This is a genomic window from Alteromonas sp. 76-1, from assembly GCF_900654235.1.
Taxonomy (GTDB): Bacteria; Pseudomonadota; Gammaproteobacteria; order Enterobacterales; family Alteromonadaceae; genus Alteromonas; species Alteromonas naphthalenivorans.
This window is the reverse complement of the sequence record NZ_LR136958.1, coordinates 1,465,675-1,492,062: the sequence shown is the minus strand read 5'-3', so window position 1 is coordinate 1,492,062 and position 26,388 is coordinate 1,465,675. Positions and strand designations below refer to the sequence as shown.

Here is a 26,388-nt window from a genome sequence, read left to right as displayed (position 1 = left end):
TCCTATAAAATGAAAGCTATTGAGACAGTCTCAATAGTAACTTTTATTTAAGTGAAATAATTAATGGAATCACCAACGCTTAATCGCGAAACCTTGCGATTAAAAGCCCTAGAAAATTTAAACATTCTAGACACCAAACCCGACGCACAGCTAGATGCCGTTACCAAAGCAACCCAAGAATATTTTAAATGCAAAATTTGCTTGGTGAGCTTAATTGCTGAAGACAGACAATGGTTTAAGTCTCGCCAGTGTTTAGATGTGTCAGAAACACCGCGCAATATTTCATTTTGCACTTACGCGATAGCGGAAGAAGAATATTTGATTGTGACCGACGCAACAAAAGACAGCCGTTTTGCAGGCGGCCCCTTGGTTAAAGGTGAGCCTTACATTCGCGCTTATGCAGGCGCTATTCTTCGTTCAAACGATGGGTACGAGCTTGGCACCTTATGTGTTATTCATGATGAACCGAGAGAGTTTTCTGCTGAAGAAATTCTTATGTTGAAAGAGATGGCCAAGAAAGCGGAAACCATCATTAATGAGAATCAATGGTAGATTAACCATCGCTAACAAGGCTATAAAAGCCCACTAATCTAAATGAAAAAGCTGCCACATTAGGTGGCAGCTTTTACGCTTTACGCTTCAAAGGTACGTCTAGTACAGATCGTACTAGCGAAAGTCTCCTGCATCTAAGTCATGCTTCTTCATTAACTTATGCATATCGGTTCGATTACGACCGGCTAGCTCAGCTGCACGGGTCACGTTTCCATCCGTCATTTTCAAAAGCTTGTTCAAGTACTGTTGTTCGAAGGCATCGCGGGCTTCTGTCAGCGTTGGCCAACTTTGCTTGGTGGCTGATAACGCTTGCTCTACAAGATGCAGAGGCACTACTGGCGTTTGTGTTAACGCAACACATTGCTCTACCACGTTTACTAGTTGACGCACGTTTCCTGGCCAAGATGATTTCACTAGCAACTGCATTGCATCGTCTGAAAACTGGCTCACGTTAACACCATGACGCTGAGCACTTTGCTGTAACAATGAACGAGCGAGTAATGGAATATCTTCGCTACGCGCTTTCAACGATGGAAGCTTTAAGTTCACCACATTTAAACGGTAATATAAGTCTTCTCTGAAAGTGCCCTCTTCCATTTCTTTGAGCAAGTCTTTGTGCGTTGCCGAGATAATACGAACATCGATATCTACATGCTTACTGCTGCCTACAGGCCTAATTTGACGCTCTTGTAATGCACGCAATAGTTTTACTTGTAGTGTCATTGGCATATCACCAATTTCATCTAAAAATAAAGTACCGCCATCGGCTTCTCGAAATAAACCTGGGTGAGCAGCTACCGCACCAGTAAAAGCACCTTTAGCGTGTCCGAATAACTCTGATTCAAGTAAGTTTTCTGGCAGTGCGCCACAGTTAATGGCAACAAACGGCTTGTCGCGTCGGTCGCTTGCCTGATGCATGGCATTGGCAAGTAATTCTTTACCTGTACCACTTGCTCCGCTAATGAGTACACTGACTTCTCGTTGTGCAATCCGGTACGCTTGATCAAGTACATTAAGCATATCTTGAGAGCGGGTAACAATACTTTTCGCCCATTCACCGGGCTGAGCCGCTTGTGACTGACTTAATGCTTTTTGTAACAAGGTACGAAGTTCATCATGGTCAACAGGCTTTGGAAGAAAACCAAATACGCCACGCTGAGTAGCCGCAACCGCGTCCGAAATAGTACCGTGGGCGGTCATTAAAATAACGGGAATATCTTTTCGAATACCCATGATTTCTTCAAATAAACTTAACCCGTCAAGGCCAGGCATGCGCAAATCACTGAGTACCACGTCAAAAGCATCATTTTGAAGCTTTCTTAACGCCGCATTACCATCTTCAACCGCAGTAACTTGATAACCTTCACCTTCTAAACGAATGGTTAAAAGGCGAAGTAAACTTTTATCATCATCAACCAACAATAAATGGGGTTTGTTCTTGCTACTTTCATTCATTGTTAGTTGTTCCTGTTTTTATCCATAAGTGTTGCTTCAATTTGGAGTAGTTCTTCTAGTTTTTTCTGCTGAGCTTTAAGCTCAGCATACAGCTTTTGTAATTCTTGACCTCGAAGGGTGTTTTCTTTGCTTAATACACTCAACGCAGACTCAAGTTCCATTAATTGTTTGTTTGGGTTACTTACCACAACGTCAATAACCAACGCGGCAGCGTCGGTAAATTCAGGCATTAAATCATCTATAGAAAGTTGGGCTCGTAGCCTGTCTTGATACGGGGTATCGCTGGATAAGGATAAAAGGTAAGCGTGAATTTTGTCTTTTTTCGATTGACCAAGCGCTGTCAATTGCGCTTTGCGTTCAATCCAAGGCGTAGCATCAGCTTCAAGCCAAACTTCCAACCAGTAAGCCATGTCGCAATTGTAATCAAAATTTTCAGGTTCTGAAGTGAACAGGCAAATATCGTCATCTACAGCCACTTCAACGATCTGGGGTGGAGAAACTTCAATTTTCTGTTCGATTGGCTGCTTAGACAACACACTGCAACCCGACATCATCGTCAGGGCCAGTATCATACAACTTATTCTCATTTTATTTTTCCTGTTGAGGAATCGTCACCCTAAAGCACACATCAGCATAATCAACATCGACAACTTGCACGTCGCCATGCATCAGTCGCGCACAATCCGCAACAATCGATAAACCTAATCCTGTGCCTATAACGTTGTCATTTCTCGGCTCTGCGCCACGGGTGAAAGGTTCAAACAGTGTTGCAACCGACTCTTTGGCAATCCGCTTGCCCCGATTTGCAACGTCCAATATAGCAAAGTTATTATCTAAATATATATGTACATTGATGGGTCGCCCTACAGCACCATGAGCTACTGCGTTAGACACCAAATTGTCGAGTATTCGTCGGAATAACTCTTCGTCAGTCCAAATATGACTGCTTTCTACCGATACCGTCACTTCACGTTCTTGTAACGCCAGTGCGTAATCACCCAAACATGCATCAACCAACTTCTTCGCATCAGTTTTAACAATGTCGGGCTGAGCTTGCTGTAATAACAAATTATAATCGAGTAATTTTTCGATTAGTGTGTTCAATCTTTGCGTACTTGCGCTAAGAAGCGACAATATTTCACGTTGAGGGTCATTTAAATCGCCCACAACATTTTCCGATAATAAACTACATCCTTCTTTAATGCTGGCTAATGGTGTTTTCAACTCGTGAGCAGCATGCCGCAGCAATGCTGTGCGTATATGTTCCAATTGACCAAGGCGATCGTACAGCCAATGCAGATCTTTCTCCACATCTATTAATTCTCGCGGAGCTTGGCGAGACAAAGGGGGAAGATCACCTTGTTGATGAGCCACTATGCGTATTATTTGCTTTAGTTTATTGACTGGATTAACAATCAGTTGGCTTCCTAATAGGATAAGCAGCAAAGAAACACTTACCAACATCGCCGTAGACCACGCCTGCTTTGCTTGCATCGCGTTTAAGTCATCTTGCTGCACTTTGACCCGTTCGGAAATAGCAAGTTCCACGTCGCCTCGAAGTTGTGAAACACTTCGTGAGACGTTAGCAAGATACGCATTAAGTAGGAGTTGATCTTCAATTATGCGGTAATCAGAAAGGTCGCCTAATTGTTCTGACAACCTCTCGCAGGTTCTCTGAACAGATAAGGCTTGGCATAGATTATCAGCGGCCACGGCAAATTGATCGAGTGCATTATCGGATAAGGTGGCAACTTTTTCGGTGCGAATAACGGCGTATTGGCGAATACTTCGCTCTAAATCAACAACAGCACCATCTAGGCGCTGCATATCGCCCACAACATCAACCACATAACGGGTTTCCAGCGTGGTCATTTGCCCCACTTTAGCTAAGTCACTTTGACTTTGCCACAACAGCGCAATTAATGGGATTAACGCCAGCACGAAGCTACCTAGCGTTAGTTGACGTAATGAGCCTAGCTGAACCAGTCGTTCACCAAATGAAAATTTCTCAATCAGAGTGGTATTCCTTCAAACAAGTACCGGCAGGCGCATCTGCTAGGCTTTTATTTATTTTGCTCGCTGACTGCCGCTATTTACTAACGGCAGATTTTGCATTTCCCGGTGTCAGTTTACTTTTTGCTAATTCGTCTTCGGTTAATTTGCCATCTTCATTGTCGTCAATTAACCCGAAATTACGCAATAGTTCGGTGTGACGAACCGCTTCTTTTAGTGATATCAAACCGTCTTTATTAGTATCTAGCTGCTGCATTAACGTTTTCGCAGGTGACGCATGCGCTTCAACTACCGAAATAGTCTGTATCGCCGTGATAGTCATTAAAATCAGAAAAACCTTCTCTAGTCGTTTCATCATGAATCCTCCGCATTACTGCTTGTTTATAATTCCCTTAAACTAACTTCGATAACGCTGTTAACTCTGATTAGATAAGCTAAAATTGAGCCAAAAATACAATTAAACTATATATCATACACTTACAGAAAATAAACTGACTAGTCTCCTGTTCGATGTATCTAGAAACAGACACAGTTACACAAACTCCTGTAAATGTATCCAACAACCCAATAAAGCGTCAAATAGGTTGCAAAAACAGCCTGTTAGAATAGCCTATTTAACTCCCTTAAAAAAAGAAATGCATTGGCATTGAATGCCTACCTAGGCTTCACTATTGTCTGTATTACCGATGTAAAATTGTTTAGGTGATTGAACAAGCTCATCCATAGGAATAGGTTTGCTAAACATAAATCCTTGAATGTAGTCACAACCGTGATCAATCAAATAATGCCACTGTGTTTCATTCTCAATACCTTCCGCACATACAGACAGTGAAAGACGTTTGGCCAAATCGATAATAGCGCCCGTTACCAAACGGCTTCTGTCTGATGTTTCTAACTCATGTACAAATTGCTTATCAATTTTTAGGGTATCGATACTAATTTGGGTCAAATAACTTAGTGAAGAATAACCCGTACCAAAGTCGTCAAGGGCAATGGCGCATCCCATGTTGCTCATGCGCTTAAAGAATTTATTTGAAGACGCAAAGTTCTCTAAGTAAGCAGACTCGGTTACCTCGAATTCTACATATTCAGGGTTTACATCGTAGCGCGTAAAAATCTCATAGATATTATCAAACAGGTTGCTATCACGAAGATCGTGCCCTGATAGATTCACTGACACGCGAAAACGATGGGGTAGCCATTCTCTTAATTTGGGCAGATCAATACAGACTTTTTCAATGACCCAGCGCGTAATGGCAGATATCTTGCCGCCTTGTTCCGCGATGGGTATAAATTCATTCGGGCTGACCAAGCCATATTCGGGGTGTTGCCATCTAAGAAGCCCCTCTAAGCCGATAACCTTCCCTTTTTGATCGACTTTAACTTGGTAGTACACCATAAACTCATCATTCTTTAGCCCTTGCTCTATGGCATTAGCTAAATGGAATTTACGCTTATGTGATTCCACCATATCAGGTGTAAATATGGTAAAGCTGCCACGCCCTTTAGCTTTAGAGCGGTACATGGCAAGGTCTGCATTGCTCATTAATTCGCTTAAATCGTAGTCGGCGTCTATGGCTCGTGCTACGCCCACACTAACGCCGACAGACAATGACAATCCTCGTAATTCAAAAGGACTGGTAAAGGCATCAATTAATCGAATGGCCATATTTTCAAGAGTGGTATCTCGCGTTTCCCTGTCGGGTAGTACTAAAAATTCGTCTCCCCCTAAACGGGCGACTAAATCCCCTTCCCGCAACAGTGCGCTCACCCTATCTGCCACTTCTATCAATATTAGGTCACCGGTCTCATGACCGAGTGAATCGTTTATTCCTTTAAACCCATCTAAATCGAAAAACAGAAGCGCTAGATCATCATCATTTCTTCGAGCTCGAGCCAACTCTAAACGCAAATTATCAAGCACAAATTGCCTATTAGGTAACCCGGTTAGGCTGTCATAGTTCGCCAAGCGAATCATGGTTTCCTGTTGGTCGACCAACGTTTGATTTTGTTCATGATTAATGAGTAGTTCAACCTCTATCATTTCTAACAGGAGGTTGATGTTTTCTCCTAACTCCCCAATTTCATCTCTCGAAGTAAGGTTTTGCCGTAACGCATAATCCTTTGTATCGGTGACTTGTTTGGTGAAAAAACTCAACTCACTTAAAGGGCGAAATACACGACTAATAAAAAACAATGTGCCAATAATGCTTATTACCCAAAGCACGAAGATAAGAGGAACGACATTCAGCAATAAACTTTTAACACTACCGGTGAGAGGTGCCTTAGCATCCACGAAGAGTATCAAGAAGCCGTCTGGCTTTTGCGAAGAACCTATAGCCCTTCGCGCTATAATAACGTCATTTTCCGAGGATACGCCTTCGCTTAGAACAAATGGGTCGAGCGTATTGAAAAAGGGCTCATTTAACCTATCAGCAGATGGGCCTTCTTCTTCTAATAAAAGGGTAAAGTTACTGTCATAGATTCTTGCTGAAATAACATGTTCATGCTCCTTCAATAGGATCAAAACATTCGAAATAGATGAGGCTTTTTGTGTATTTAATAACATAGCTGGCGCTACGTTTTTCACCACACCATTTGCAAGAGAAACAGTATGAGAATGTGCCAACTTGAGATAAAGCGCTTTATGTTCTAATACTGCAAACCACAACACCGCGGCAGCCATAACAGACATAGACAAGGTAACGACTATACTAATTGGGGCTTTTATAGACTTAAACACACCCACTTCCTCTAACACCACCCGCGTAATAGATTGCAATCATGTTTCAAATAAATCTTACGTAGTCATCACAATCTCAAGTGTGTATGAGACCATGGAAATTCATGATTTATTTATAGCATTATTATTTACTAATTACCTGTGTAACAAGCACTTTTTTCAAAATTAATAGCATGTGAGTGTGTTAAGTATTGCTTTAATTTTCTGGCGAAACACGCAATTTAGCTTTAATAAAATGGGAATGCGGCACATGCAACAAATCTGATATACGCCGGATTGTATGCTCTTCAATAGGAGCAAGTTGGTTATCCGCATAAGCAATAGCCCATAAGCCTTCAAGAATGTCCCGCTTTTGGTCTGGATCACAAGTTTGATTAATTATTTTGGTAAATTGGACTAAATCGACGGCTTCTTCTGCTGATGAACGCCCTTCTTCCATAAGTAATTTTAGCGCTTCGTCAGAAAGCTCAAACTGCTTATATAAATGCGTCTTGTAAGCATTGAGCTCGCTGTCTGTAACATTATTATCTGCCCTTATTATTTCACTTAACAAAGCAGCAGTGGCAAGTTCGACTGTATGTTTCTGTTGCTCTTCTGACTCTTTCGTTTCGAAAAGCTGTAACAAAGATTTAAGCATTAGACGCTCCAAATAAACAACGAAGCTATTGCATAACACATCCACCGTTTCGAAGTGGGGATATACGGCAAATCGTTGGCATTTTTAGTTTAGTGGTAGTTATTCAACGGCTGTATTGAGCAAACAGTTTATTTTTCTCCCGCCTTTTTCAAACCACACTTTACTACTTAGCGCTCTAATGAGGCCTAGTCCTCTTCCGAATGAGTCATTACTTTCGGGGCTGGCTTTTTGCTCCCACTCAAAACCATTTCCACTATCCTCTATAGAAAGGAAGACAATTTCTTTTGCAGGATCCGACTCAATATTAATAATAATCGTCCCTTTATCTAGGGCACTAAGCAGCCTTTCTCGCTGCTCATAATATAGTTGAAAGCCTTCTGGTGAGTGCTTTAAACGTGAATCCATGTTCAAAATCCCGTGCTCTAAGGCGTTGCTAAACATTTCGGAAACCACGGTAAAAAGCACTGAGCGAACATGTTCAATTCCACTACACTGAGAGGTTTGATGGAGCATGCGAGTTTGAATGTCAGGCTGCTTTAAATGTTTAGCACTTAAGGTGATGGTGATATTCAATGGGATATCATCGGTAGCTTTATAAGGCTTAATCCCTTCTAAAGCCTGACTTTTAAAAACAACGATAGACACATCGTCGTCAAAAGTAGGCGTAGCCGAAAATGCTTTAGCGTGATCGAAAATTCCTTCGGCGGTAATATCCTTGACCTCAGCACACCATTGCTTTATCCCCTCTTCGGTTAGCATATTTCCTTGTGCATCAACCGCTTCTGTTAACCCATCGGAATAGATAATTAACTTGTCATTCGCCAACATCTCAAAAATTTCGCATTCACTGTCAAACTCGTGCTGCTCAAGAATACCTAGCGCCATATGGGGAGAAGAGATAGTTTTAATAAATTTCCGTTTGTCTGACACCACCAGCATCTGCGGCATGCCACCTTGCCAAAGGGTAATACGAGAACCATCAGAGCCAACCTCGCCGATAACCGCCGCCATAAACATATCGCTGGGTAAAAATCGCAGAAGTATTTTATTAAACTCTGTCGCCATTTCATTTACCGATAACCCTTTTAAAGACATCTCTTGAAATGCGCGCGTTACCGGCAATGCACCTATGGCTGAAGCAAGCCCGTGCCCAGTAAAATCTCCCACTAAAAAGTACAGGCCGCCACTTGGGCTAGCCTCACACACAAATACATCCCCATTAAATGTTTCAGCTGGCGTTAATGCGTGATCAAAATATTTAAGAATGTGGCTTTTATTAACAATGGCATGACTGAAAATATGCTCAACAATGGCATGTTCTCTTGCTACCCGTTGCTGATAAAATCTAAGCTCTTCATTTTGCTGTTCGATATGCGCGCTTAGGTTACGAATTTTTTCATGGGCGCGAATTTTGGCGGTTAATATATGCTTGTCGAAAGGTTTTGTTGCAAAATCATTGCCCCCTACCTCTAAACACTTCATTAGGCTTTCTTTGTCATCCAATGCGGTGATGAATAAAATAGGTAAGTATCGGCCATCGGCTAAATTTCTAATTTTGGGGGCAACCTCAAAACCACTCATCCCCGGCATCACCACATCAAGTAGCACTAAATCGGGTATCGCTTGTTCAACTATCGCTAACGCATCGTTGCCGCACGAAGCCTCAACACAATCAGTGAACCCCGCCTCACTTAGCATACTAACTAACATAGCGCGATTAATTGGCTCATCATCAACGATAAGAATTTTCATTTGATTTTTTCGCCTATGGCTTGCCTACTCCTGCGTCTCAACGAATAATAAATTTTTTGTCAAAACGCGATATTTTTAGTATTCGCTCCACGGGTGGCCGGCTATTTTCAATACTGAATGTAAGCGTTCGTTGTGATAATACTTTTTGCATATTTAGCAACATACCTAAGGCTGAACTATCCATATATTCTGTTTTAGCCAAGTCTACGGTGATGTGTTTCACGTCAGAGTCTAAATCTTGATAGGCTGAGCGAAAGGCTTCCACTTTACTAAAATCAAACTTTTCGCCCATTTCTATTATTAAAGTCTGTTGTTGATTAACTTTATCCATTGAGACATTCATTTAACGACTCCTTCTACGTGGACTACACTGTTTACTTTGTTCTCCAGAGAAAAACACAGCATATAATTAGGCTTTACTGAATTTATTCTAGCGCAGATATTTCAGCCTGCCATGCTACAATTGTAGATAAGCCTAAATATGGCGCTTTTAACGCACAGGAAAAGTAATCAGAGGATAAAATGCAAGATTGGCAAGATGCACTGCTGGTGTACAGTACCGATAAAGGTAAAGTTAAACCTTCGCCTAAAGAAGCAAAGCGTTCCACTTCCGACGATGGTATTGTTCGCATACATAGAGAAACAAAAGGCCGCAAAGGAAAAGGCGTGTCTATAATAAAAGGGCTCGATTTAGCCCCCGATGCGCTAAAAAAGCTAGGCACTGAATTAAAAAAGAAGTGCGGCTGTGGTGGCGCGGTTAAAGATGGACAAATTGAAGTTCAAACGGATGACCGTGAGAAGCTAAAAGCTTTGCTGCAAGATAAGGGCTTTAGCGCTAAAATTGCTGGGGGTTAATTCACCCTCCTACTTTCCTTAAAATACCAAAAAGAGAACGGAATGGAAAAGCTGTCAATTTCTGATTTACATATCATATTAGTTGAACCCTCTGATACACAGAGGAAGATTATTACTACCCTATTGTTGAAGGAAAAGGTTAGGGAAATTGATCCTGTTAGTACCCTTTCTGAAGCTATCTCGGCGGTTAAAGCGCATGGTGCAGACCTGATTGTTAGCGCGATGTATTTCGAAGATGGCACAGCATTAGATTTGATCAAGTTCATCAAAGAAAATGACGAATTTAAATCTATTCCGTTCATGTTGGTTTCAAGTGAGAACAGAATAAGCAAGTTGGAAGAGTTCAAACAAGCGGGCGTTTCAGCCATTCTTCCTAAACCTTTCGAGCCCCTTCATTTGTCTCGCGCGCTCAATGCTAGCCTTGATTTAATCAATCACGACGAACTTGAACTCGAGCTATTTGATATTCACGATGTTAGGGTGCTGCTGGTTGACGACAGTAAATTAGCGCGTAATCACATTCGTCGTGTACTTGAAGGCATGGGATTGCAGCGTATAAAAGAAGCCGAGAACGGCGCAATGGCACTTACCTTTATAAAAGATGAAGCCTTTGATTTAGTCGTTACCGACTACAATATGCCAGAAATGGATGGCCGAGAGCTATCTGAGTTTATCCGTTTCAACCCCGAAACTACGCATATTCCTATCATCATGGTAACGTCTGAAGCGGCCGATAGCGCCCATATGGCCAATATTCAACAGACCGGTGTGAATGCGCTATGTGATAAGCCCTTCGAACCTACGGAGGTTCGACAAATGCTAGCGGCCTTATTAGGTAACTAACATTTCGAATTCCAAAAAGACGCCTACAGGTAATTAAAGCAACAAACAGGCACCATGGTGCCTGTTTGTTGCTTTAAGGCAAATTCGCTATTCGCCCTACCCCTTCTACTAAAATCTATCAAGCTTTCCCCACTATAAAAATTAAAACCAATGTAAAAACAGGTTGACACTGAAACGCTGTACGCATAAAGTCAGGCGTATGAAACAGAATAATATACATGCAGTAGCTATCTTTTTTGCGTTTATGCTCTTTAAATAGGGAGGCGCAGCTACATGCATAAAAACCTCCCTCAAGGGAGGTTTTTTTTTAGCTAATACGATAAGTGGAAAACTATGTCTGACAACGCCTTAGATGCTGTAAGAGAGCGCATAACATCTTTAGATAGCGAACTTTTAACCTTATTGGCAGAGCGCCGTGTGCTTACCAATGAAGTCGCTGAAACTAAAATTAAGCACCATATTCCAGTTCGGGATCAGAAGCGTGAAGAGCAACTCCTTGTTCGCCTTATTAAAGAAGGTAAGGACGCTGGCCTTGACCCTCACTACGTTACCCAAATATTTCACGTCATCATTGAAGACTCAGTATTAAATCAGCAAGCAATGCTTGCTGAACGTGCCAATCCAGGTAGTACTCTTCCTCTTAATCGCGTGGCTTTCTTGGGCGACAAAGGCTCTTACTCGTACCTTGCTACCCAGAAATACTTTTCTAGACGTCCTGGAGAATTACTGGAGATAGGTTGTCAGAGCTTTAGTGAAATTATTCAGAAAGTAGAGAATGCAGAAGCCGACTATGCGGTTCTACCTATTGAAAATACAACTTCAGGCAGTATTAATGAAGTTTATGACCAACTTCAACATACTCACTTGAGCATTATAGGCGAACTTACTCACCCTATTCGTCACACCTTGCTTGTTGGCGCAGACACTACCGTAGATAAAATAAAAACCGTGTACGCGCATCCACAAGTATTCACGCAGTGCAGTCACTTCTTAGCTGAGCTTGGCAATATTGAAGTGAAAACTATGGACAGTACGTCATCGGCCATGTTGACAGTAAGTGAGTTACAACGAGATGACATTGCGGCTATTGGCAGTGAGGCTGGTGGAAACCTTTATGGTCTTACTGCAATAAAAAGTAACTTGGCCAACCAAAAAGAAAACCACAGTCGTTTCATTGTTGTTGCTCGTAAAGCGGTAGTCGTGCCACTTCAAGTTCCGGCCAAAACCACACTGGTTATGTCAACGGTTCAAAAGCCTGGCGCATTAGTTGAAGCGCTTTTAGTGCTAAGTGAAAACAACATTAATATGACGAAACTAGAGTCTCGTCCTATTCCAGGTAACCCCTGGGAAGAAATGTTTTATATTGATGTGAAAGGCAATGTAGAAGATGGGCCAGTGCAAAAAGCAATTGAATCGCTACGCAGTATAACCCGTTATTTGAAGATACTTGGTTGTTACCCTAGCGAAGAAATTAGCCCTACCAAAGTCGCTGCGGCAAGTGCATTGGCGGAATAACACAGCACTCGTATTCAACTTAACACCACGCACCTTATGACTTTCATGTTTAATGGTGCGTGCCTCTCTACTCGTTCCTGTTACTCGCTAGACTTTGTATCTATCAACTTGTGACTGCATTGCCTGGGCAACTTCAGACAAGGATTGCGTTCTTTTTGAAATGAAATCGACTTCGTGTTCTATCTTCTCAGACATAGTAGAGATTTCGAGAATATTATGATTCACACTCTCGGTTACGGTCGCCTGTTCTTTTGTTGCTGCGGCTACCGTGTCTGCCATACCTTGCACCTGTTCAATGACCGCCATAAGCTCCTTCATTGCAGTGGCAAGTAAATCAAACAAATGTATTCCACCGTCCGCTGTTGTTTTAGCTTTTTCCATTTCAAGCACGGAAAGTTCAGATGATCTAATCATACTGTTAACAATGGCGCCGATTTTATCAGTACTTGATTGTGAGCGATTAGCAAGCGCTCTCACCTCGTCAGCTACTACGGAAAAGCCCCGTCCAGCTTCACCAGCCCTCGCCGCTTCTATCGCAGCATTTAGCGCAAGTAGGTTAGTTTGATCAGCGATTGAAGTAATATCGCCCAATAAGTCATTGATACTACCAACTTCAGCATTAAGCGCGTTGATAACTTCACTAGAACGGGAAAGCAAATCGACCATTAGCTGAACATTGTTAGACGCTAAATCAGAACGCTCTATATTTTCTTTAAGCCCACTCATCGCCATCTCACCCTGATCCCGCGTATCTTCTGTTGTTCTAGCTACGTCTGAAACCGATACGGAAAGCTCCTCTACTGAGGACGCAACACTGCTACTTTGTTGTCTTTGGGAATGCACAGCAGTTAGGCTTTCATCAATCGTTTCTGTGAATTCCACGGTAGTTTGCGAAAGTAATGTCGCATCAGACTTAAACTGTTTCACTAATGCATGTATCTGGTCAATGAACGCATTGAAAGGTGAGATAACATCGTTAATTTCAGCAATTGGCGATACTTCTAGCCTAGTAGTTAGGTCACCCGAACCATTTGCTAAATCATCACATGCAGATTTTAATCTTGTAAGGGGAGATACCAATGCATTAGCAAGTCGAAGTGCTACGGCTATTGAAACGACAATTAATATACATGCAATGGCCAACACCGTAAGTAATAGAGTGCGTTGCAACGTGGTTAGCGGTAAGAGCGCTTCTTCCACATCAACTTCTGCCAGAAGTGCGTACGTATACGTTCCTAATTCGATGGGGCTGTAATAGGAATACACGTCGACACCACGATAATCCTCGACAGTGGTAAAGCCCGTTTTTGCTTCAAATGCCTTTGTCACTGAGGGAGACTCAACTTTTTGAATACCAACACTGGTGCCTGCTTTGAGAGCATTACTCGCAACAGAGGGATAGCGTTGTTTGATAGCATCACTGTAACCCTCCGGATCTTCAACAAAAAACCGGCTTTCTGTCACTAACAGGGATTCGGGTGAAACTAGATATGTTTCCCCAGAATCGCCAAATCCTCTCGCCTTCCAATCGGTGTCGTGGGTAAGAATATTGCTGACAACATCTAACGGAATTTGAAAAATGAGTATGCCCAATAGATTGCCGTTAGTATCTACAATTTGGGAACCAAAAAAACCGGCCATTGCATCATAAGAAGGCAAGTAACTCGTTAGCTCGCTGATAACCACTTCATCAGGTGTCGCACTTTGCATAGCTAATCTAAAAGCTTCTCCAATTCCGGTATCAGCATAAGGTCCTTCCTTGAGGCTAGTGGCAAAATCAAGCTCTTTGAACACGCTGTACACTACATTGCCAGAATCTGGATCGACAATAAAAATGTCGTAATAGTTGAATGTTTGAAGAAATCGGCGAATTTCTTCATGAAACTCATCATGAATATCAGCATATGTCGTACCGTTATCTAGGCTAACTAAAGTGTCTTTTGAACCTATTTCGTGAGGCGAGCCAGCAATAAAGTCATACTGCAGCTTTTTCGCTACTAAAGGTAAACCTTGATACAGTTTCTCCACATTAAGCAGAGGCTGGTTATTACGTTGCTCATACAAATCTGCAAAAGCAACAGAGTAGTATTCACTTAATTCCTGACTTTGAGCGTTGCTATAAACATCTAATTCTGAATTATACTGATTGAAAGCTTGTTTAAATCTTGGTGTGGATTGAGTGATAATCGATGATGTAGAAAAATTGCTTATTTGTTTGCTGACGAAATCGACGTAATCTATAAACGCCTCTTTAGTCTGCACATTTTGCAGCACCAACTTATCTTCTGCGGCTTGTTCTAACGCGCTTTTTGAAAGGGTATTTGCTGTCCAGTAAGTAGCAAACGCGAGTATTATTATGACCCCTATCGTAAGCATAGTCGTCGATAAAAGAAGGCGAAGTTTTAGAGACATTATTTAATCCGTTAACGCTTTTGGAGGTGTCGCTTTAAATTTAAAGACTAAACATAGAAGACAAATATCAATTCATCCTCTCAACTATAGTCTAGATTTTTGCTTACCAGTAACGTTCACGCCTAAATTAAAATATCGCTTTTACAAATGTCCCAGCCTTTTAATCAAATACTCATAAAACATTTTTGCGAATTAAGGCTTTCTTAGCAGTTTGCCATCGTCGGCTTTCAATAACAGCTGTTTACTATCAACTAGGCATGTTTTTGCATAGCTGCCAAACCAATTCCCAATGGTTAGAAACTGTTTGATAAACGCTTTTTTATCTCCCTTTTCCAACAAGTTTAAGGCTAGACCAAAACGATCGTAGAACCGTCGAAGCAAGGCGAAGTTATCAGGATTATTAAAAATAATATCCGCGTACAATTCGGGGGCTTGCGCGAATAACCGCCCAACCATAGCTAACTCTAACCGATAAATAGGTGAGCTAAACATAGTGAGGGATTCAAGATCAGGATCTTCTCCACGTAAATGCTCACCATACACAAAGGTATTGAAGTGGCGCATTACCTGAATATAAGCCATAGATTTATCATGCTCTTCGGCGGTGCTGTTGTGAATAGTTGCACCCCAGATTTTCATTTGATCGATAAGCCAGCCATAAGCGCTTTTTTCGCGCCCCTCACACACCACCACGACCTGTTTAATCATACCTGGTGCATCGGGTCCAAACATGGGGTGTAAGCCAACCACGGGCCCCTTATGCACTGCCATCATGGCCTCAATGGGCTTAACCTTGATACTCGTGATATCAGCTAAAATACAGCTTTCGGGCAACATCGAGAGCTGACCTATCACCTGTTCAGTGAGGTTAATAGGCACAGCCACTACCACTAATGCAGCGGCTGAAAGCACGTTTTCAGCATGACCATTCTCCCAGTCTTCTCTTTCGACGACAGAGACTGAATAACCGCTTCGCTCAAACAAGCTTACGAATATTTTACCCAGTGCCCCCGCCCCACCAATAACCACAATGGTACCAACGTCAGCATTTACCCCAAGGTATCGATTATTTTGCGTATGATAAGACTCGCGCATGATACGGCGCAATAAGTCTTCAGTAAGATCAGGGGAAACGCCTAACGCTTCAGCTTGCGCTCGTCGTGAAGCTATGAGTTCTTTTTCTCTGGAAGGTACATAAACAGGCATGCCAGCTTCGGCTTTTACCTGACCCACTTGTGTAGTAAGTGCGTTGCGTTTTGCGAGAAGTTCAACGAGCTGGGTATCCAGCTCGTCAATTCCTTCACGCAGCGTATTTAATTGCTGCGAAAAATCGGCCATTCAGTGTGTCCCTCAAATCAAATGGCACTGACTACCTCACCTATTAGGCAACATCGGTGCGCTTATTTTGGCGTAAGGGTAGCACAGTTATTAATTTATCTCTGGTTTGAGCAATAAGCGATTCTGTAGTTTCCCAGTCAATACAGCCGTCGGTGATAGACACACCGTATTCCATTTCGCTTAGCTTTTTCCCATCGGATTTTTGGTTACCCGCTTTTAAGTGGCTTTCTAACATCACGCCAATAATAGACTGGTTACCTTCGAGTATTTGATTTACTACGTTTTGTGCAACCAGAGGCTGACGACGGTAATCTTTTGAAGAGTTCGCATGACTACAGTCCACCACTAAGCCAGCTGTTAGCCCTGCTTCTTGCATTTCAACTTCACACTCGGACACACACACTGAATCGTAGTTTGGTTGTTTACCACCACGTAGAATAATATGGCCATCTGGATTACCACTGGTGGCAATAACACTCACTTGGCCTTGCTTATTAATACCCATGAAACGGTGACCTGACGCTGCTGATTTAAGCGCATTTAGGGCAATATCTAAGCTGCCATCAGTACCATTTTTAAAGCCTACTGGCATTGATAGACCACTGGCCATTTCACGGTGAGTTTGTGATTCTGAGGTACGAGCACCAATTGCAGACCAGCTGAATAATTCGGCCAAGTACTGAGGGCTAATTGGATCTAGTGCTTCAGTAGCTACCGGTAATTCAAGCTCTGCCAACCAAATTAACAGTTCACGGGCTTTACGTAGTCCAGCTTCAATATCGAATGTGTCGTTAATATGAGGGTCGTTAATTAACCCTTTCCAACCCGTGGTGGTGCGAGGCTTTTCAAAGTAAACACGCATCACAATGAATAAGGTATCTTTGCACGATTCATGCAGCTCTTTTAACTTCAGCGCGTACTCTTTAGCTGCTTCAACATCGTGAATAGAACATGGTCCACATACCACCAACATACGATGGTCGCGACGGTGAATGATATCAGAAACAATTTTGCGAGATTCTGAAATGGCAGCAAGTGCTTTTTCTGAGGCAGGCAACTCAGCACTTAATGCTTCTGGGGTAATAAGCACATCTTCTGCACTTACGTGGATATTATTTACAGTGTCCTTGATCATGGGGCTCTCTTAACTACTAAAAAACGGGAAAAAATAAAACGTCAAAAGAGTATATTTTCGCGTGTAAACTTATATGTACAACAGGCATTTTCTAATTTTCTTTAACGTCATTGACTTTTTAACAACAAACGAATAAGCACGCAAGCTTTTACGTATAATACTTTGCTTTAAGTCCAACAAATATGTTTTTTACATGACGATCGGTTAAGTTCATGCTTGATTAGTTTACTTTTCAATCAATGGTGAATTTAGCTTTTCGGCGTGTAGCCCTTCTTAAATATATTTGGTTTCCAGCCCCAGTGTAGCGAACCTAGACGAATAAATACGGTTGTTATCAGTGAACCCAAAATACACCATGCATAGGGCGCATCTAACGTAAACAAGGCAGCATACGCCAAACCTCCAGAAAGACATGCTGTAGCATAAAGGTCACCACGCATTACTAATGGAACCTCTCGGCAAATCACATCCCTGAGTAAACCTCCAAATATCCCTGTGGTCATGCCCATAGTTAGCGCCACTATCATACCTGTACCTTCTATCAGCGCTTTTTCCATGCCCATGATGTTAAAAATGGCAAGCCCTGCGGCATCCATCAAAATAAAGTAATAGTTGGATAATGGCGGTAGATAGCGAATGGATATTACTGTGAGTATTACTGCGCCATAGGCAGAATATAAATAAGAAGGCGTTTCTACCCAAAAAATAGGTTGGGTAAGCAACAAGTCTCTGATGGTTCCACCGCCTAGTGCAGTGACCGAGGCCACTACAACCACGCCAAAACCATTAATACTTTTCTCATGCCCCATAAGTGCGCCTGATACCGCAAAGAACGCCACCCCAAATAGCCCTAAAAAAAGAAAGTAATCTGCCGTCATCCCTGTCTCACTCGCACATTGGTTATAGGTTTATTCTGAAAATAGTCGAGTACAGATCGTTAATTTACGAATTTCGTGTCAATATTATTGTCTTAAACATGCAAACCTATTTTATAGATGAAATTTATACTCATTTTATTCTTTGTTGTTACTACTGTTAACGCTCAGGCAGCGTCTAGCGAATATGCGTTTCCAAATAGTATAGACCCAGCCAAACGCTACGTGTTCTATTCACATGGCTTTATTGTAGAAGGGGAAGAGCGAACGCCCATACACCCTAGGTGGGGTGTTTATGATTTTCCTAGCGTTCTAAAAGCACTTGATGACGAAAGCTACGTTTTAGTAGCACACCACAGACCAGAAGGTGTGAGTCCTATCGACTACGCTAAACGTCTTGCTGGAGAAGTTAAACAACTTATCACCGCAGGTGTTCCCCCACAGAGCATTACCCTTACCGGGTTTTCTCGGGGCGGCGTGATTACAATACTCGCGTCAAACGAATTAAAAAACTCTCGGGTTAATGTTGTCATTTTAGCGGGCTGTGCAGGATTAATTAATCGTAAGCGCGATATTCAGCTATACGGCCGTGTGCTATCTATTTATGAAACTTCTGACGACGTTGGCTCATGCAACCTTTTAGAAGCACGAAGCCGCAAGCTTAAAGAGTTTAAAGAGATAGCCATCACTACAGGAAAAGAACATGGTGCCTTCTATCGTCCTATGGATGAATGGGTAATACCGCTAAAACGTTGGATTAGTGAATCAGGCCCCCAAAACGCAGAATAGCACTCATGCTTACTGCTGCACCTTCCCATGTGGTTTGTTTGCGTAAAGCCAATCTACCCCCTGAATAGCGGTGGTAGGAAACGCAGTAGCGTGAGTGGCCTCACCAATAAGTGTGAACTTCAGATTTACCTGATTATCATTCTGCTGCGTTATTTTTTGAGCCAGTTTTTGTGCTCCTTCCACCATATCTTGCCTTTCACCATATTCGGGCCGTTCTAATTCGCCCACGGCAATGAAGACCTTAATTGGCGCTTTTGGTTTAACAACCGGTTCAGACAAAATGGCATTGTCGCGAAACCATACCGATGGGCTACCAATAATGTAACTACTAAACATATTTGGACGAGTAAAAAGCACATAGGCACTAAACAACCCACCTAAAGAATTTCCCACTAGCGTTCTAGGCATTCCCTTCACGCGATAGTTACTCTCTATGTAGGTAAATACCGTGTCATTAATAAAGTCAGCATGTTGCGCCGCTTTGCCAGTTTCAAGCTTCCAATCTTCAGCGAGGTAAGGGGTATAGTCGCGAACGCGACTAGAGGCGCCCTTAGACCCTTTCGAATAGGATATGGCCACTATGATAGCCTGCTCCATTACGCCGCTGTTCATAGGAAAACGTGTTGCCCCGGACACAACCTGAAATGCATAAGAACCATCCAACAAATAAATGACAGGATAAGATGCTTTGGTATTAGCTCGATAGCTTTTCGGCAACTTGATAAAAATGGGGTAAGTTCGGCTAGATGTAGTGTCTTGAAGCTCCACAACAGTACTTCTAGGTATTTTGAATTCAACATCAGCATTTGCCACGGTACTAGCCATAGCACTAAAGACAAACACCGTTATTACCCAGAAAAAACGCAATCGCATGGGACCACTCATTGTTTTAACTATCTATTTTCAACATCTTATCTCGCAAACTTGCATTGAGCAATTGTGCCAACACCAAGGAATACATTCCGGAATGCTACGTAGTTGGCAGTGACCTTCCAGCGCATTGATGCGCTGACATAGCGCCCACGGATGGGTTTATGCCGCACTACTCCATGGTACGGGTCAGCATTTATAGGAGAGGGAGTCGCCGCCATCAGAAGCCTTCCACAACATGGATGCTGTAGCGAAGGCCCCATGGATGGGTTTACGCCGGGTTTCAGAGGCACACAAAGCCCTTTCCCTTCACCTAACCAACTCATGCTATAAAGTGCGACTGAAGGGATGCGGTGTAGGTGCCGATGACCTTCCAGCGCAGGATGCGCTGACATAGCGCCCACGGATGGGTTTACGGCGAGTCATTGGCACCATCCTTCAACTCACCTATCGTGGCTACAAAGTGCGACCGAAGGGATGTGGTGTTGGGCTCGCTGACCTTCCAGCGCAGGACACGCTGGCAGAGCCCCCATGGATGGGTTTACGGCGAGTCAGAGAGCCTAACACCACATCCCTTCCCAAAACATTTTTTGCAGGCACAAAAAAGCCCGCTAATAAGCGGGCTCTTTCGAAGTTAACAATAACGCAAGGATTAGTAATCTTAGTTAAGCTTTTCTTTGATACGTGCAGATTTACCTGAACGTTCACGAAGATAGTAAAGCTTAGCACGACGAACCGCACCGCGGCGTTTAACTTCAATTGAAGAGATAGCCGGGCTGTGTGTTTGGAACACACGCTCAACGCCTTCGCCGCTAGAAATCTTACGTACGGTAAAAGACGAGTGCAGACCACGGTTACGCTTAGCGATAACAACACCTTCATAAGCCTGAAGACGCTCTTTGTCACCTTCGGTAACGCGAACTTTAACAACTACTGTGTCACCCGGGCCGAACCCTGGAACATCAGATTTAAGCTGTGCTTGCTCAATTTTCTTGATGATATCTTGACTGACTTTGCTCATCATATCCTCTCGTCCTAGTTAACTGTCATCTCGCTGCAACTGCGTTTGGAATATTTCCAATAACCGCTGCTGCTCCTCAGTCAGAGCTAGGTGATTTAACAAATCAGGGCGACGCAGTAAGGTTCTACCCAAAGACTGCATTAATCGCCACTGCCTAATTTTTTCATGATCACCACTTAACAACACGTCAGGTACCGATTGACCATCTAGTACTTCTGGCCGCGTATAATGCGGACAATCCAGAAGACCATCGGTAAAGGAATCTTCAACTGCTGAAGCTTTATGCCCCAACACGCCGGGAACTAATCTGGCAACTGCGTCCATTAAGACCATTGCCGGCAGTTCACCGCCACTCAGAACGTAATCACCGATGGAGACTTCTTCATCTACATGGCTTTCGATTACGCGCTCATCAATTCCTTCATATCGACCACAGATTAAAATCGTACGGTCAATGCCAGCAAGACGTTGAACGCCTGCTTGGTCAAGGGGTTTCCCTTGAGGTGATAAGTAGATCACGCTACTGTTTTCGCCACCAACTTTCTTGGCAGCTTGTATAGCATCGGTAAGCGGTTTAACCATCATCAGCATGCCGGGTCCGCCACCATAGGGGCGATCGTCAACTGTGCGATGGCGGTCGTGAGTAAAGTCGCGGGGGTTAAAGGTATCAACCGATAATTTACCAGACTTAACTGCCCTGCCGATTACACCCTGCTGGGTGAATGGCGCAAACATATCTGGAAACAGGCTAACTACCCCGAACCATTTTTCCGGTGTCACTTAAAACCCCGGATCCCAGTCAACTTTAATGACCTTCGCTTCCCGATCAACCTCTTGTACAACGTCGTCGAACACAAAAGGTATTAATCTTTCTTTTTGACCAAAAGCATCGCCTACATTTGCTTTAACGTGAACCACGTCATTGGCACCTGTATTAAATACTTCTTTCACCACACCTAAGTCGTAACCTTGCGTAGTTACCACTTTCATGCCAGTGAGCTCGCGCCAATAAATGCCATCGTCCCCTAAATCGGGAAGTTGCGAAGCGCTAATGTTTATATCCAAGTTTTTGATGCGTTCTGCATCATCTCGGTTATCCACACCAACAATCTTTGCTACCAGGCCTTTACCATGCGTTCGCCATTGGTCAATTTGGTATTCGTTTTCTTCGCCAAGGAACCAAGGCAAGTACTCAAAAATACCTTCTGGTGTTTGTGTATAGCTGTTGATTTTGACCCAACCTTTTACACCGTAAGGTGCACCGATTTTGCCAACAACCACAATGTCAGACGCTAAACTCATCTATACTCACCAGTTAATTGCAACTTACGCTGCAGATTTTTTAGCTTCTTTTACCAAGCTAGTTACGCGCTCAGATAAGCTCGCGCCAACACCAACCCAGTAATCAACACGTTCTAGGTCAACGCGTAAACGCTCTGCTTGACCTTGTGCAGTTGGGTTGAAGAAACCAACGTTTTCAATAAAACGACCGTTTCTTGCACGACGGCTATCAGCCACCACTAGTTGATAAAATGGACGCTTTTTCGCGCCACCACGCTGTAAACGAATAGTAACCATAAATGCCTCAAACTCGTTGTAGCGTTACCGTTAACTTAAGCCTTCTTTCGACGCCTATAAATTAAGCGCCTAAGAGAAGGCCGCCGAATTATACGGATATGGGGTGTGAATGCAAGTATAAATGCGGGTTAAATAGGGATTATGCATCCCTATTTATGACTAATGTGGTATTAGCGCCTATGAAGCGGATATTTGGTGAGGTTATTGGGCGCCCTTCTCACCTAAACGATAAAGTAAAATAGCGGCTTTATGCATGTTTTGCGCAAAGGTAGACATATCGGCCACTTCATCTTTGGTGTGCCCGCCGTCCCCCATTAAACCTAAACCATCAATTGCCATGTCAACATGATCTGCAGCGAATGAAATATCAGCGGCACCGGCGTTTCGCGGATTTACTGGCGCAACAGGGCCATAACCTAAAGATTCACTCACATCGCTATACATCTTTAATAATGCATAGTTTTTATCAGTAGGCGCCATTGGCGGATAACCATCGGCAAACGTTAAAGTTGCTGATGTGTGTAGAAGATTGTCTGCTACAATTGCTTGCATCACCTTTTTAGCTTTTGCTAGCTCATCAGGCGTTAAGGTACGAATGCCCCCTTTTACGGTCACTTCTTTTGCCACCACATTGGTTTTGCCAAAGCCTTGTACAATGGAATTTTCTGGCTGTACTTCAACTTCTGTACCACCCGCAATAAGGCCAGGATTGAAGGTAATATTGCCTACGCCGGCTAGTTGCTCTCGGAAACCATTTAAAATACGGGCGGTTTCAAAAATAGCGCCATAGCCCACATTGTCGGTGAATATTTGTGAAGAGTGCGCAGGCTTACCTACTACATCTAGCTGCCAGCCTATAGAGCCACGACGAGCAACCACGGCCGTTTTAATATCGCCATCGGCATCTTCAAACCCCAGCGCGATATCTGCCCATATTGCCGCATCAACCAAGGCTTTCTTAGATAACGAAAGGGGGCGGCCACTACTTTCTTCATCACCCGTCATCACTACCTTAATACTCACATTATCGAGTAAATCTAAGTCTTTAAGTGCTTGTAGCGCCGATATGATGATGACATCTCCACCTTTCATATCGGTGATGCCGGGGCCTGCAATATGGCTGTCATCTACAACGCTATAGTTTTGAAAAGCGTCGTCTTTGGCAAATACCGTATCTAAATGCCCTATCATCAATATCTTTGGCCCAGTGTTGCCATAGCTCGCCACTAAATGACCGGCGCGATTAAATTCACTTCCATCAACCCACTGGGTATCAAACCCCATTGCATCGAACTCAGCTTGATAGATAGCCCCCACCTTTTTAACACCGTCGAAATTCATGGTGCCACTGTTAATGTTTACGGTTTTTTCTAACAGCGCTTGAGATTGGGTAAGGCTATCATTGATGTGCTTTGTAATTTTCTGCTCGACAGCAGTATTAGCCATACTGGTTTGGCTAAACGCGAATACCATGCAAGCGAGCAACGTGTTGAATTTAATTCTTTTCATCATAAATTTTCTCTTATTTATTGTCTTTACGGGCTTAAATAGAAACAGGCAGAACTAACGAGACTGAAACGAGCGTTGTAGTAATGACTTTAACCCAACTGCGCCAGGGTCACATTGGCATCGTTATAATCCAATGCAATAAATCGGTAACCCGATGCATTTTTTACTATTAGGCTGGGGAACCCCTGCGCGCCTATAGCTTGCCCCATCTTTATTTCTTCCATTAATGCTCGCTGAGTTTCTGGGCTGTTTAAGTCTTTTTCAAATAGCTCAGGGTTTAATCCCAAATCACTGGCCAACTCAATCAACATACTGTCATTTGACGGATTCATGGCGCGAAGATAGTACCCTTCTTGAATAGCAGTGATCATCGCTTCTTCTTTGCTGGCATCTTGCTTTCGTGCAGCAATCACCGCCCGGCATGACGGATACGTTGAACGTCGTGGTTCGCACTTCTCCCAAAACTCAAAGTTGAATGTGGTACCCGGCACTCGCTGCATTATGGTTTTCCAATACCCGCTGATGGCAACTTGCATGGCATTTGGCATGGGCTCGTTAGAGTCGGGCGCTAACCCACCTAATAAATACTGCACCTCTATATGGTCTGGCAGGTTTTGTTTTATGGTTTCCCATACAGGCACAAATGCCCAACACCAACTGCACATGGGGTCGTGCACGTAATAGAGAATCGATTTATTACGTTGCTGTATTGATTGTTGCTCAGGTTGTTGCGCGGGCTGCTTCATATCTTGCTGCCCTAGTGTCTGCACTGACTTTTGCTCTGACTTTCCCAAAAGACCTCCTACATTTAATTAACAAATAATTTTTTAATACTTCACAAGTGAAGGTTTTTGGATTAACGTAGCCAAACGCTTTATAGACGTCTAACCATCTAAACACCTAAACGCACAAAATATAAATTAACTTTTAAGGTATGTTCAATGAAACCAGAAACCATTGCATTACACGCAGGCTATACTAGCGAAGAAACGACTAAAGCAGCAACTACTCCTATTTATCAAACCACATCATTTACGTTTGATAATACGCAACATGGCGCTGACTTGTTCGACCTTAAAGTACCAGGTTACATCTACAGCCGGATAATGAACCCAACCAACGCAGTATTAGAGCAGCGTTTAACTGAATTAGAAGGTGGTGTGGGCGCCCTAGCTGTGGCTTCTGGAATGGCCGCTATTCGCTACGCCATTGAAGCTATTGCCGAAGTGGGCAGCAATATTGTGAGTGTTGGGCAGTTATACGGCGGCACCTACAACCTGTTTGCGCATACTTTTCCTCGCCAAGGTATTAATACGACCTTCGTACAAGCAAATGACTTCGACGTTCTTGCTGCCGCTATTGATGAAAATACTAAAGCGGTATTTTGTGAATCTATTGGCAACCCTGCAGGAAACATAGTTGATATTAAACGTTGGGCCGACATTGCACATGCCGCTGGCGTGCCTTTAATTGTTGATAACACGGTAGCCACGCCTATTCTTTGTAAGGTATTCGACCATGGGGCTGATATCGCCATACACTCGTTAACCAAATATATTGGCGGTCACGGTACGACTGTGGGCGGTATTATTGTTGATTCAGGTAACTTTGACTGGGCTGCCCAGCCAGAACGATTCAGTATGCTAACCACTCCCGATCCAAGCTACCATGGTGTTACCTATACCGAAGCCCTTGGCCCAGCTGCGTATATTGGCCGTTGTCGCGTAGTGCCTCTGCGTAACACGGGCGCAGCGCTTTCAGCACAAAGTGCGTTCAATATTATGCAAGGTTTGGAAACCTTATCGTTGCGCATGGAGCGCCATTGCGAAAACGCAGAAAAAGTAGCTGCGTTTCTTGAAAAGCACCCTTCAGTGAATTGGGTTAACTATGCAGCCCTGCCTGATAGTGAGCACTTTGAAACCTGCCAACGCATTTGTGGCGGTAAAGCAGCCGGTATAATTAGCTTTGGTATTCAAGGTGGGTTGCCAGCAGGCGCTAAGTTTATCGATGCCCTACAGCTAATTTTACGCTTGGTTAATATTGGTGATGCAAAGTCTTTAGCCTGTCATCCTGCTAGCACAACACACCGACAATTAAATGCTGAAGAATTGGCTTCGGCTGGTGTTAGTGAAGATATGGTGCGTATTTCGGTGGGTATCGAACATATTGACGATATTGTGGCTGACATTGAGCAAGCGCTTGTTGCCAGCCAAAGCTAAACATTGGTTGTTGCTAGTTGCTACACTTTACACATCAAAGTGCTTAGCTATATTTAAGAGGGTTGGGGTTCTAGATTGTAAAAGGAACCCCAGCCTCTAGCTTCTCACATTTAACCTAGCCGTTTTCTTTCCCGGCGCTCATTTCATTTCTCTTTTTACTGATATGCTCTTTCATTTCTTTGTTCGGTTCCGGCTTCTCTAACAAATTTTTAATTAAGCCTGTGTGAGTCAGGCACAAGTAAGGGCAAGTCAGCTCCACCCACCTGATTTACTGCAG

General features: G+C 43.2%; 26 protein-coding genes. 6 read left to right on the top strand and 20 right to left on the bottom strand.

Annotation, left to right across the window (positions count from 1 at the left end):
- The first annotated feature begins 63 nt into the window (after nt 1–63).
- Nucleotides 64–552, top strand: a complete 489-nt coding sequence (locus tag ALT761_RS06205; RefSeq protein WP_129737350.1) for a GAF domain-containing protein — start codon at nt 64–66, stop codon at nt 550–552.
- Nucleotides 553–666: 114 nt separating this feature from the next.
- Here the strand turns inward: ALT761_RS06205 and ALT761_RS06200 are convergent, their stop codons facing one another.
- The 8 genes from ALT761_RS06200 to ALT761_RS06165 all read right to left on the bottom strand — a co-directional run bounded on the left by ALT761_RS06200 (nt 667) and on the right by ALT761_RS06165 (nt 9,495).
- Nucleotides 667–2,007 carry a sigma 54-interacting transcriptional regulator gene (locus tag ALT761_RS06200; protein WP_057792972.1) on the bottom strand — a complete coding sequence of 447 codons (1,341 nt, stop codon included), beginning with the start codon at nt 2,005–2,007 and terminating at the stop codon, nt 667–669.
- 2 nt (nt 2,008–2,009) lie between these two features.
- Nucleotides 2,010–2,594, bottom strand: coding sequence for a hypothetical protein (locus ALT761_RS06195; RefSeq protein ID WP_126871863.1), 585 nt, complete (start codon nt 2,592–2,594; stop codon nt 2,010–2,012).
- 1 nt (nt 2,595) lies between these two features.
- On the bottom strand, nt 2,596–3,993 hold the full coding sequence (locus tag ALT761_RS06190) for a sensor histidine kinase (protein WP_126871864.1): 1,398 nt from the start codon (nt 3,991–3,993) through the stop codon (nt 2,596–2,598).
- Nucleotides 3,994–4,096: 103 nt separating this feature from the next.
- On the bottom strand, nt 4,097–4,378 hold the full coding sequence (locus ALT761_RS06185; RefSeq protein ID WP_232043546.1) for an EF-hand domain-containing protein: 282 nt from the start codon (nt 4,376–4,378) through the stop codon (nt 4,097–4,099).
- Between the two features lie 300 nt (nt 4,379–4,678).
- Entirely contained in the window at nt 4,679–6,763 is a 2,085-nt protein-coding gene (locus tag ALT761_RS06180; RefSeq protein WP_129737348.1) for an EAL domain-containing protein, read from the bottom strand.
- Between the two features lie 196 nt (nt 6,764–6,959).
- Nucleotides 6,960–7,400: a tellurite resistance TerB family protein gene (locus ALT761_RS06175; protein ID WP_129737346.1), complete on the bottom strand. Its 441-nt coding sequence runs from the start codon at nt 7,398–7,400 to the stop codon at nt 6,960–6,962.
- Nucleotides 7,401–7,499: 99 nt separating this feature from the next.
- Nucleotides 7,500–9,152 carry a fused response regulator/phosphatase gene (locus ALT761_RS06170; RefSeq protein ID WP_129737344.1) on the bottom strand — a complete coding sequence of 551 codons (1,653 nt, stop codon included), beginning with the start codon at nt 9,150–9,152 and terminating at the stop codon, nt 7,500–7,502.
- A gap of 37 nt (nt 9,153–9,189) precedes the next feature.
- The gene (locus ALT761_RS06165) at nt 9,190–9,495 is read right to left on the bottom strand and encodes an STAS domain-containing protein (protein ID WP_126871868.1); all 306 of its coding nucleotides are present in this window, start codon (nt 9,493–9,495) and stop codon (nt 9,190–9,192) included.
- 179 nt (nt 9,496–9,674) lie between these two features.
- On the opposite strand from ALT761_RS06165, the gene yciH reads away from it, so the two are divergent.
- The 3 genes from yciH to pheA all read left to right on the top strand — a co-directional run bounded on the left by yciH (nt 9,675) and on the right by pheA (nt 12,365).
- Nucleotides 9,675–10,007, top strand: a complete 333-nt coding sequence (yciH, locus tag ALT761_RS06160) for a stress response translation initiation inhibitor YciH (protein ID WP_126871869.1) — start codon at nt 9,675–9,677, stop codon at nt 10,005–10,007.
- 42 nt (nt 10,008–10,049) lie between these two features.
- Entirely contained in the window at nt 10,050–10,850 is an 801-nt protein-coding gene (locus tag ALT761_RS06155) for a response regulator (protein WP_129737342.1), read from the top strand.
- 333 nt (nt 10,851–11,183) lie between these two features.
- The gene (gene pheA, locus ALT761_RS06150) at nt 11,184–12,365 is read left to right on the top strand and encodes a prephenate dehydratase (RefSeq protein WP_126871871.1); all 1,182 of its coding nucleotides are present in this window, start codon (nt 11,184–11,186) and stop codon (nt 12,363–12,365) included.
- 87 nt (nt 12,366–12,452) lie between these two features.
- Here the strand turns inward: pheA and ALT761_RS06145 are convergent, their stop codons facing one another.
- From ALT761_RS06145 to ALT761_RS06130, 4 genes are all read right to left on the bottom strand, one after another.
- The gene (locus ALT761_RS06145) at nt 12,453–14,777 is read right to left on the bottom strand and encodes a methyl-accepting chemotaxis protein (RefSeq protein WP_129737340.1); all 2,325 of its coding nucleotides are present in this window, start codon (nt 14,775–14,777) and stop codon (nt 12,453–12,455) included.
- A gap of 192 nt (nt 14,778–14,969) precedes the next feature.
- The gene (gene tyrA, locus ALT761_RS06140) at nt 14,970–16,115 is read right to left on the bottom strand and encodes a bifunctional chorismate mutase/prephenate dehydrogenase (RefSeq protein ID WP_129737338.1); all 1,146 of its coding nucleotides are present in this window, start codon (nt 16,113–16,115) and stop codon (nt 14,970–14,972) included.
- Between the two features lie 43 nt (nt 16,116–16,158).
- Complete coding sequence (locus tag ALT761_RS06135) at nt 16,159–17,250, bottom strand: 3-deoxy-7-phosphoheptulonate synthase (protein ID WP_129737336.1); 1,092 nt, start codon at nt 17,248–17,250, stop codon at nt 16,159–16,161.
- 248 nt (nt 17,251–17,498) lie between these two features.
- Nucleotides 17,499–18,128 carry a trimeric intracellular cation channel family protein gene (locus ALT761_RS06130; RefSeq protein WP_126871873.1) on the bottom strand — a complete coding sequence of 210 codons (630 nt, stop codon included), beginning with the start codon at nt 18,126–18,128 and terminating at the stop codon, nt 17,499–17,501.
- Nucleotides 18,129–18,245: 117 nt separating this feature from the next.
- Here ALT761_RS06130 and ALT761_RS06125 point away from each other — a divergent pair, with 117 nt between their 5' ends.
- A complete protein-coding gene (locus ALT761_RS06125; RefSeq protein ID WP_129737335.1) occupies nt 18,246–18,914 on the top strand; it encodes an alpha/beta hydrolase in 669 nt (222 codons plus the stop codon).
- Between the two features lie 9 nt (nt 18,915–18,923).
- Here ALT761_RS06125 and ALT761_RS06120 read toward each other — a convergent pair whose 3' ends face one another.
- The 8 genes from ALT761_RS06120 to ALT761_RS06085 all read right to left on the bottom strand — a co-directional run bounded on the left by ALT761_RS06120 (nt 18,924) and on the right by ALT761_RS06085 (nt 24,638).
- Nucleotides 18,924–19,787 (bottom strand): alpha/beta hydrolase, encoded by an 864-nt coding sequence (locus tag ALT761_RS06120; RefSeq protein ID WP_232043545.1) that lies wholly within the window; start codon nt 19,785–19,787, stop codon nt 18,924–18,926.
- Between the two features lie 38 nt (nt 19,788–19,825).
- On the bottom strand, nt 19,826–20,179 hold the full coding sequence (locus ALT761_RS06115) for a hypothetical protein (RefSeq protein WP_129737331.1): 354 nt from the start codon (nt 20,177–20,179) through the stop codon (nt 19,826–19,828).
- Nucleotides 20,180–20,445: 266 nt separating this feature from the next.
- On the bottom strand, nt 20,446–20,805 hold the full coding sequence (gene rplS, locus ALT761_RS06110) for a 50S ribosomal protein L19 (protein WP_013784897.1): 360 nt from the start codon (nt 20,803–20,805) through the stop codon (nt 20,446–20,448).
- A gap of 18 nt (nt 20,806–20,823) precedes the next feature.
- Complete coding sequence (gene trmD, locus ALT761_RS06105) at nt 20,824–21,585, bottom strand: tRNA (guanosine(37)-N1)-methyltransferase TrmD (RefSeq protein ID WP_082819710.1); 762 nt, start codon at nt 21,583–21,585, stop codon at nt 20,824–20,826.
- Nucleotides 21,586–22,107 carry a ribosome maturation factor RimM gene (gene rimM, locus ALT761_RS06100; protein WP_013784899.1) on the bottom strand — a complete coding sequence of 174 codons (522 nt, stop codon included), beginning with the start codon at nt 22,105–22,107 and terminating at the stop codon, nt 21,586–21,588.
- 24 nt (nt 22,108–22,131) lie between these two features.
- On the bottom strand, nt 22,132–22,383 hold the full coding sequence (rpsP, locus tag ALT761_RS06095) for a 30S ribosomal protein S16 (RefSeq protein ID WP_013784900.1): 252 nt from the start codon (nt 22,381–22,383) through the stop codon (nt 22,132–22,134).
- A gap of 201 nt (nt 22,384–22,584) precedes the next feature.
- Nucleotides 22,585–23,892 carry a M20/M25/M40 family metallo-hydrolase gene (locus ALT761_RS06090; RefSeq protein WP_172602931.1) on the bottom strand — a complete coding sequence of 436 codons (1,308 nt, stop codon included), beginning with the start codon at nt 23,890–23,892 and terminating at the stop codon, nt 22,585–22,587.
- An 89-nt stretch (nt 23,893–23,981) separates the two neighbouring features.
- A complete protein-coding gene (locus tag ALT761_RS06085; RefSeq protein WP_129740576.1) occupies nt 23,982–24,638 on the bottom strand; it encodes a DsbA family protein in 657 nt (218 codons plus the stop codon).
- A gap of 195 nt (nt 24,639–24,833) precedes the next feature.
- Between ALT761_RS06085 and ALT761_RS06080 the strand changes: the two genes are divergently transcribed.
- A complete protein-coding gene (locus ALT761_RS06080) occupies nt 24,834–26,111 on the top strand; it encodes an O-acetylhomoserine aminocarboxypropyltransferase/cysteine synthase family protein (protein WP_129737329.1) in 1,278 nt (425 codons plus the stop codon).
- Nucleotides 26,112–26,388: the final 277 nt, after the last annotated feature.

Bases quoted from the DNA above. Each gene is read 5' to 3' on its own strand.
- ALT761_RS06205 (WP_129737350.1), top strand. From the start codon at position 64: ATGGAATCACCAACGCTTAATCGCGAAACCTTGCGATTAAAAGCCCTA.
- ALT761_RS06200 (WP_057792972.1), bottom strand. From the start codon at position 2,007: ATGAATGAAAGTAGCAAGAACAAACCCCATTTATTGTTGGTTGATGAT.
- ALT761_RS06195 (WP_126871863.1), bottom strand. From the start codon at position 2,594: ATGAGAATAAGTTGTATGATACTGGCCCTGACGATGATGTCGGGTTGC.
- ALT761_RS06185 (WP_232043546.1), bottom strand. From the start codon at position 4,378: ATGATGAAACGACTAGAGAAGGTTTTTCTGATTTTAATGACTATCACG.
- ALT761_RS06175 (WP_129737346.1), bottom strand. From the start codon at position 7,400: ATGCTTAAATCTTTGTTACAGCTTTTCGAAACGAAAGAGTCAGAAGAG.
- ALT761_RS06170 (WP_129737344.1), bottom strand. From the start codon at position 9,152: ATGAAAATTCTTATCGTTGATGATGAGCCAATTAATCGCGCTATGTTA.
- ALT761_RS06165 (WP_126871868.1), bottom strand. From the start codon at position 9,495: ATGAATGTCTCAATGGATAAAGTTAATCAACAACAGACTTTAATAATA.
- yciH (WP_126871869.1), top strand. From the start codon at position 9,675: ATGCAAGATTGGCAAGATGCACTGCTGGTGTACAGTACCGATAAAGGT.
- ALT761_RS06155 (WP_129737342.1), top strand. From the start codon at position 10,050: ATGGAAAAGCTGTCAATTTCTGATTTACATATCATATTAGTTGAACCC.
- pheA (WP_126871871.1), top strand. From the start codon at position 11,184: ATGTCTGACAACGCCTTAGATGCTGTAAGAGAGCGCATAACATCTTTA.
- ALT761_RS06145 (WP_129737340.1), bottom strand. From the start codon at position 14,777: ATGTCTCTAAAACTTCGCCTTCTTTTATCGACGACTATGCTTACGATA.
- tyrA (WP_129737338.1), bottom strand. From the start codon at position 16,115: ATGGCCGATTTTTCGCAGCAATTAAATACGCTGCGTGAAGGAATTGAC.
- ALT761_RS06135 (WP_129737336.1), bottom strand. From the start codon at position 17,250: ATGATCAAGGACACTGTAAATAATATCCACGTAAGTGCAGAAGATGTG.
- ALT761_RS06130 (WP_126871873.1), bottom strand. From the start codon at position 18,128: ATGACGGCAGATTACTTTCTTTTTTTAGGGCTATTTGGGGTGGCGTTC.
- ALT761_RS06125 (WP_129737335.1), top strand. From the start codon at position 18,246: ATGAAATTTATACTCATTTTATTCTTTGTTGTTACTACTGTTAACGCT.
- ALT761_RS06120 (WP_232043545.1), bottom strand. From the start codon at position 19,787: ATGCGATTGCGTTTTTTCTGGGTAATAACGGTGTTTGTCTTTAGTGCT.
- ALT761_RS06115 (WP_129737331.1), bottom strand. From the start codon at position 20,179: ATGTCAGCGCATCCTGCGCTGGAAGGTCATCGGCACCTACACCGCATC.
- rplS (WP_013784897.1), bottom strand. From the start codon at position 20,805: ATGAGCAAAGTCAGTCAAGATATCATCAAGAAAATTGAGCAAGCACAG.
- rimM (WP_013784899.1), bottom strand. From the start codon at position 22,107: ATGAGTTTAGCGTCTGACATTGTGGTTGTTGGCAAAATCGGTGCACCT.
- rpsP (WP_013784900.1), bottom strand. From the start codon at position 22,383: ATGGTTACTATTCGTTTACAGCGTGGTGGCGCGAAAAAGCGTCCATTT.
- ALT761_RS06090 (WP_172602931.1), bottom strand. From the start codon at position 23,892: ATGAAAAGAATTAAATTCAACACGTTGCTCGCTTGCATGGTATTCGCG.
- ALT761_RS06085 (WP_129740576.1), bottom strand. From the start codon at position 24,638: ATGAAGCAGCCCGCGCAACAACCTGAGCAACAATCAATACAGCAACGT.
- ALT761_RS06080 (WP_129737329.1), top strand. From the start codon at position 24,834: ATGAAACCAGAAACCATTGCATTACACGCAGGCTATACTAGCGAAGAA.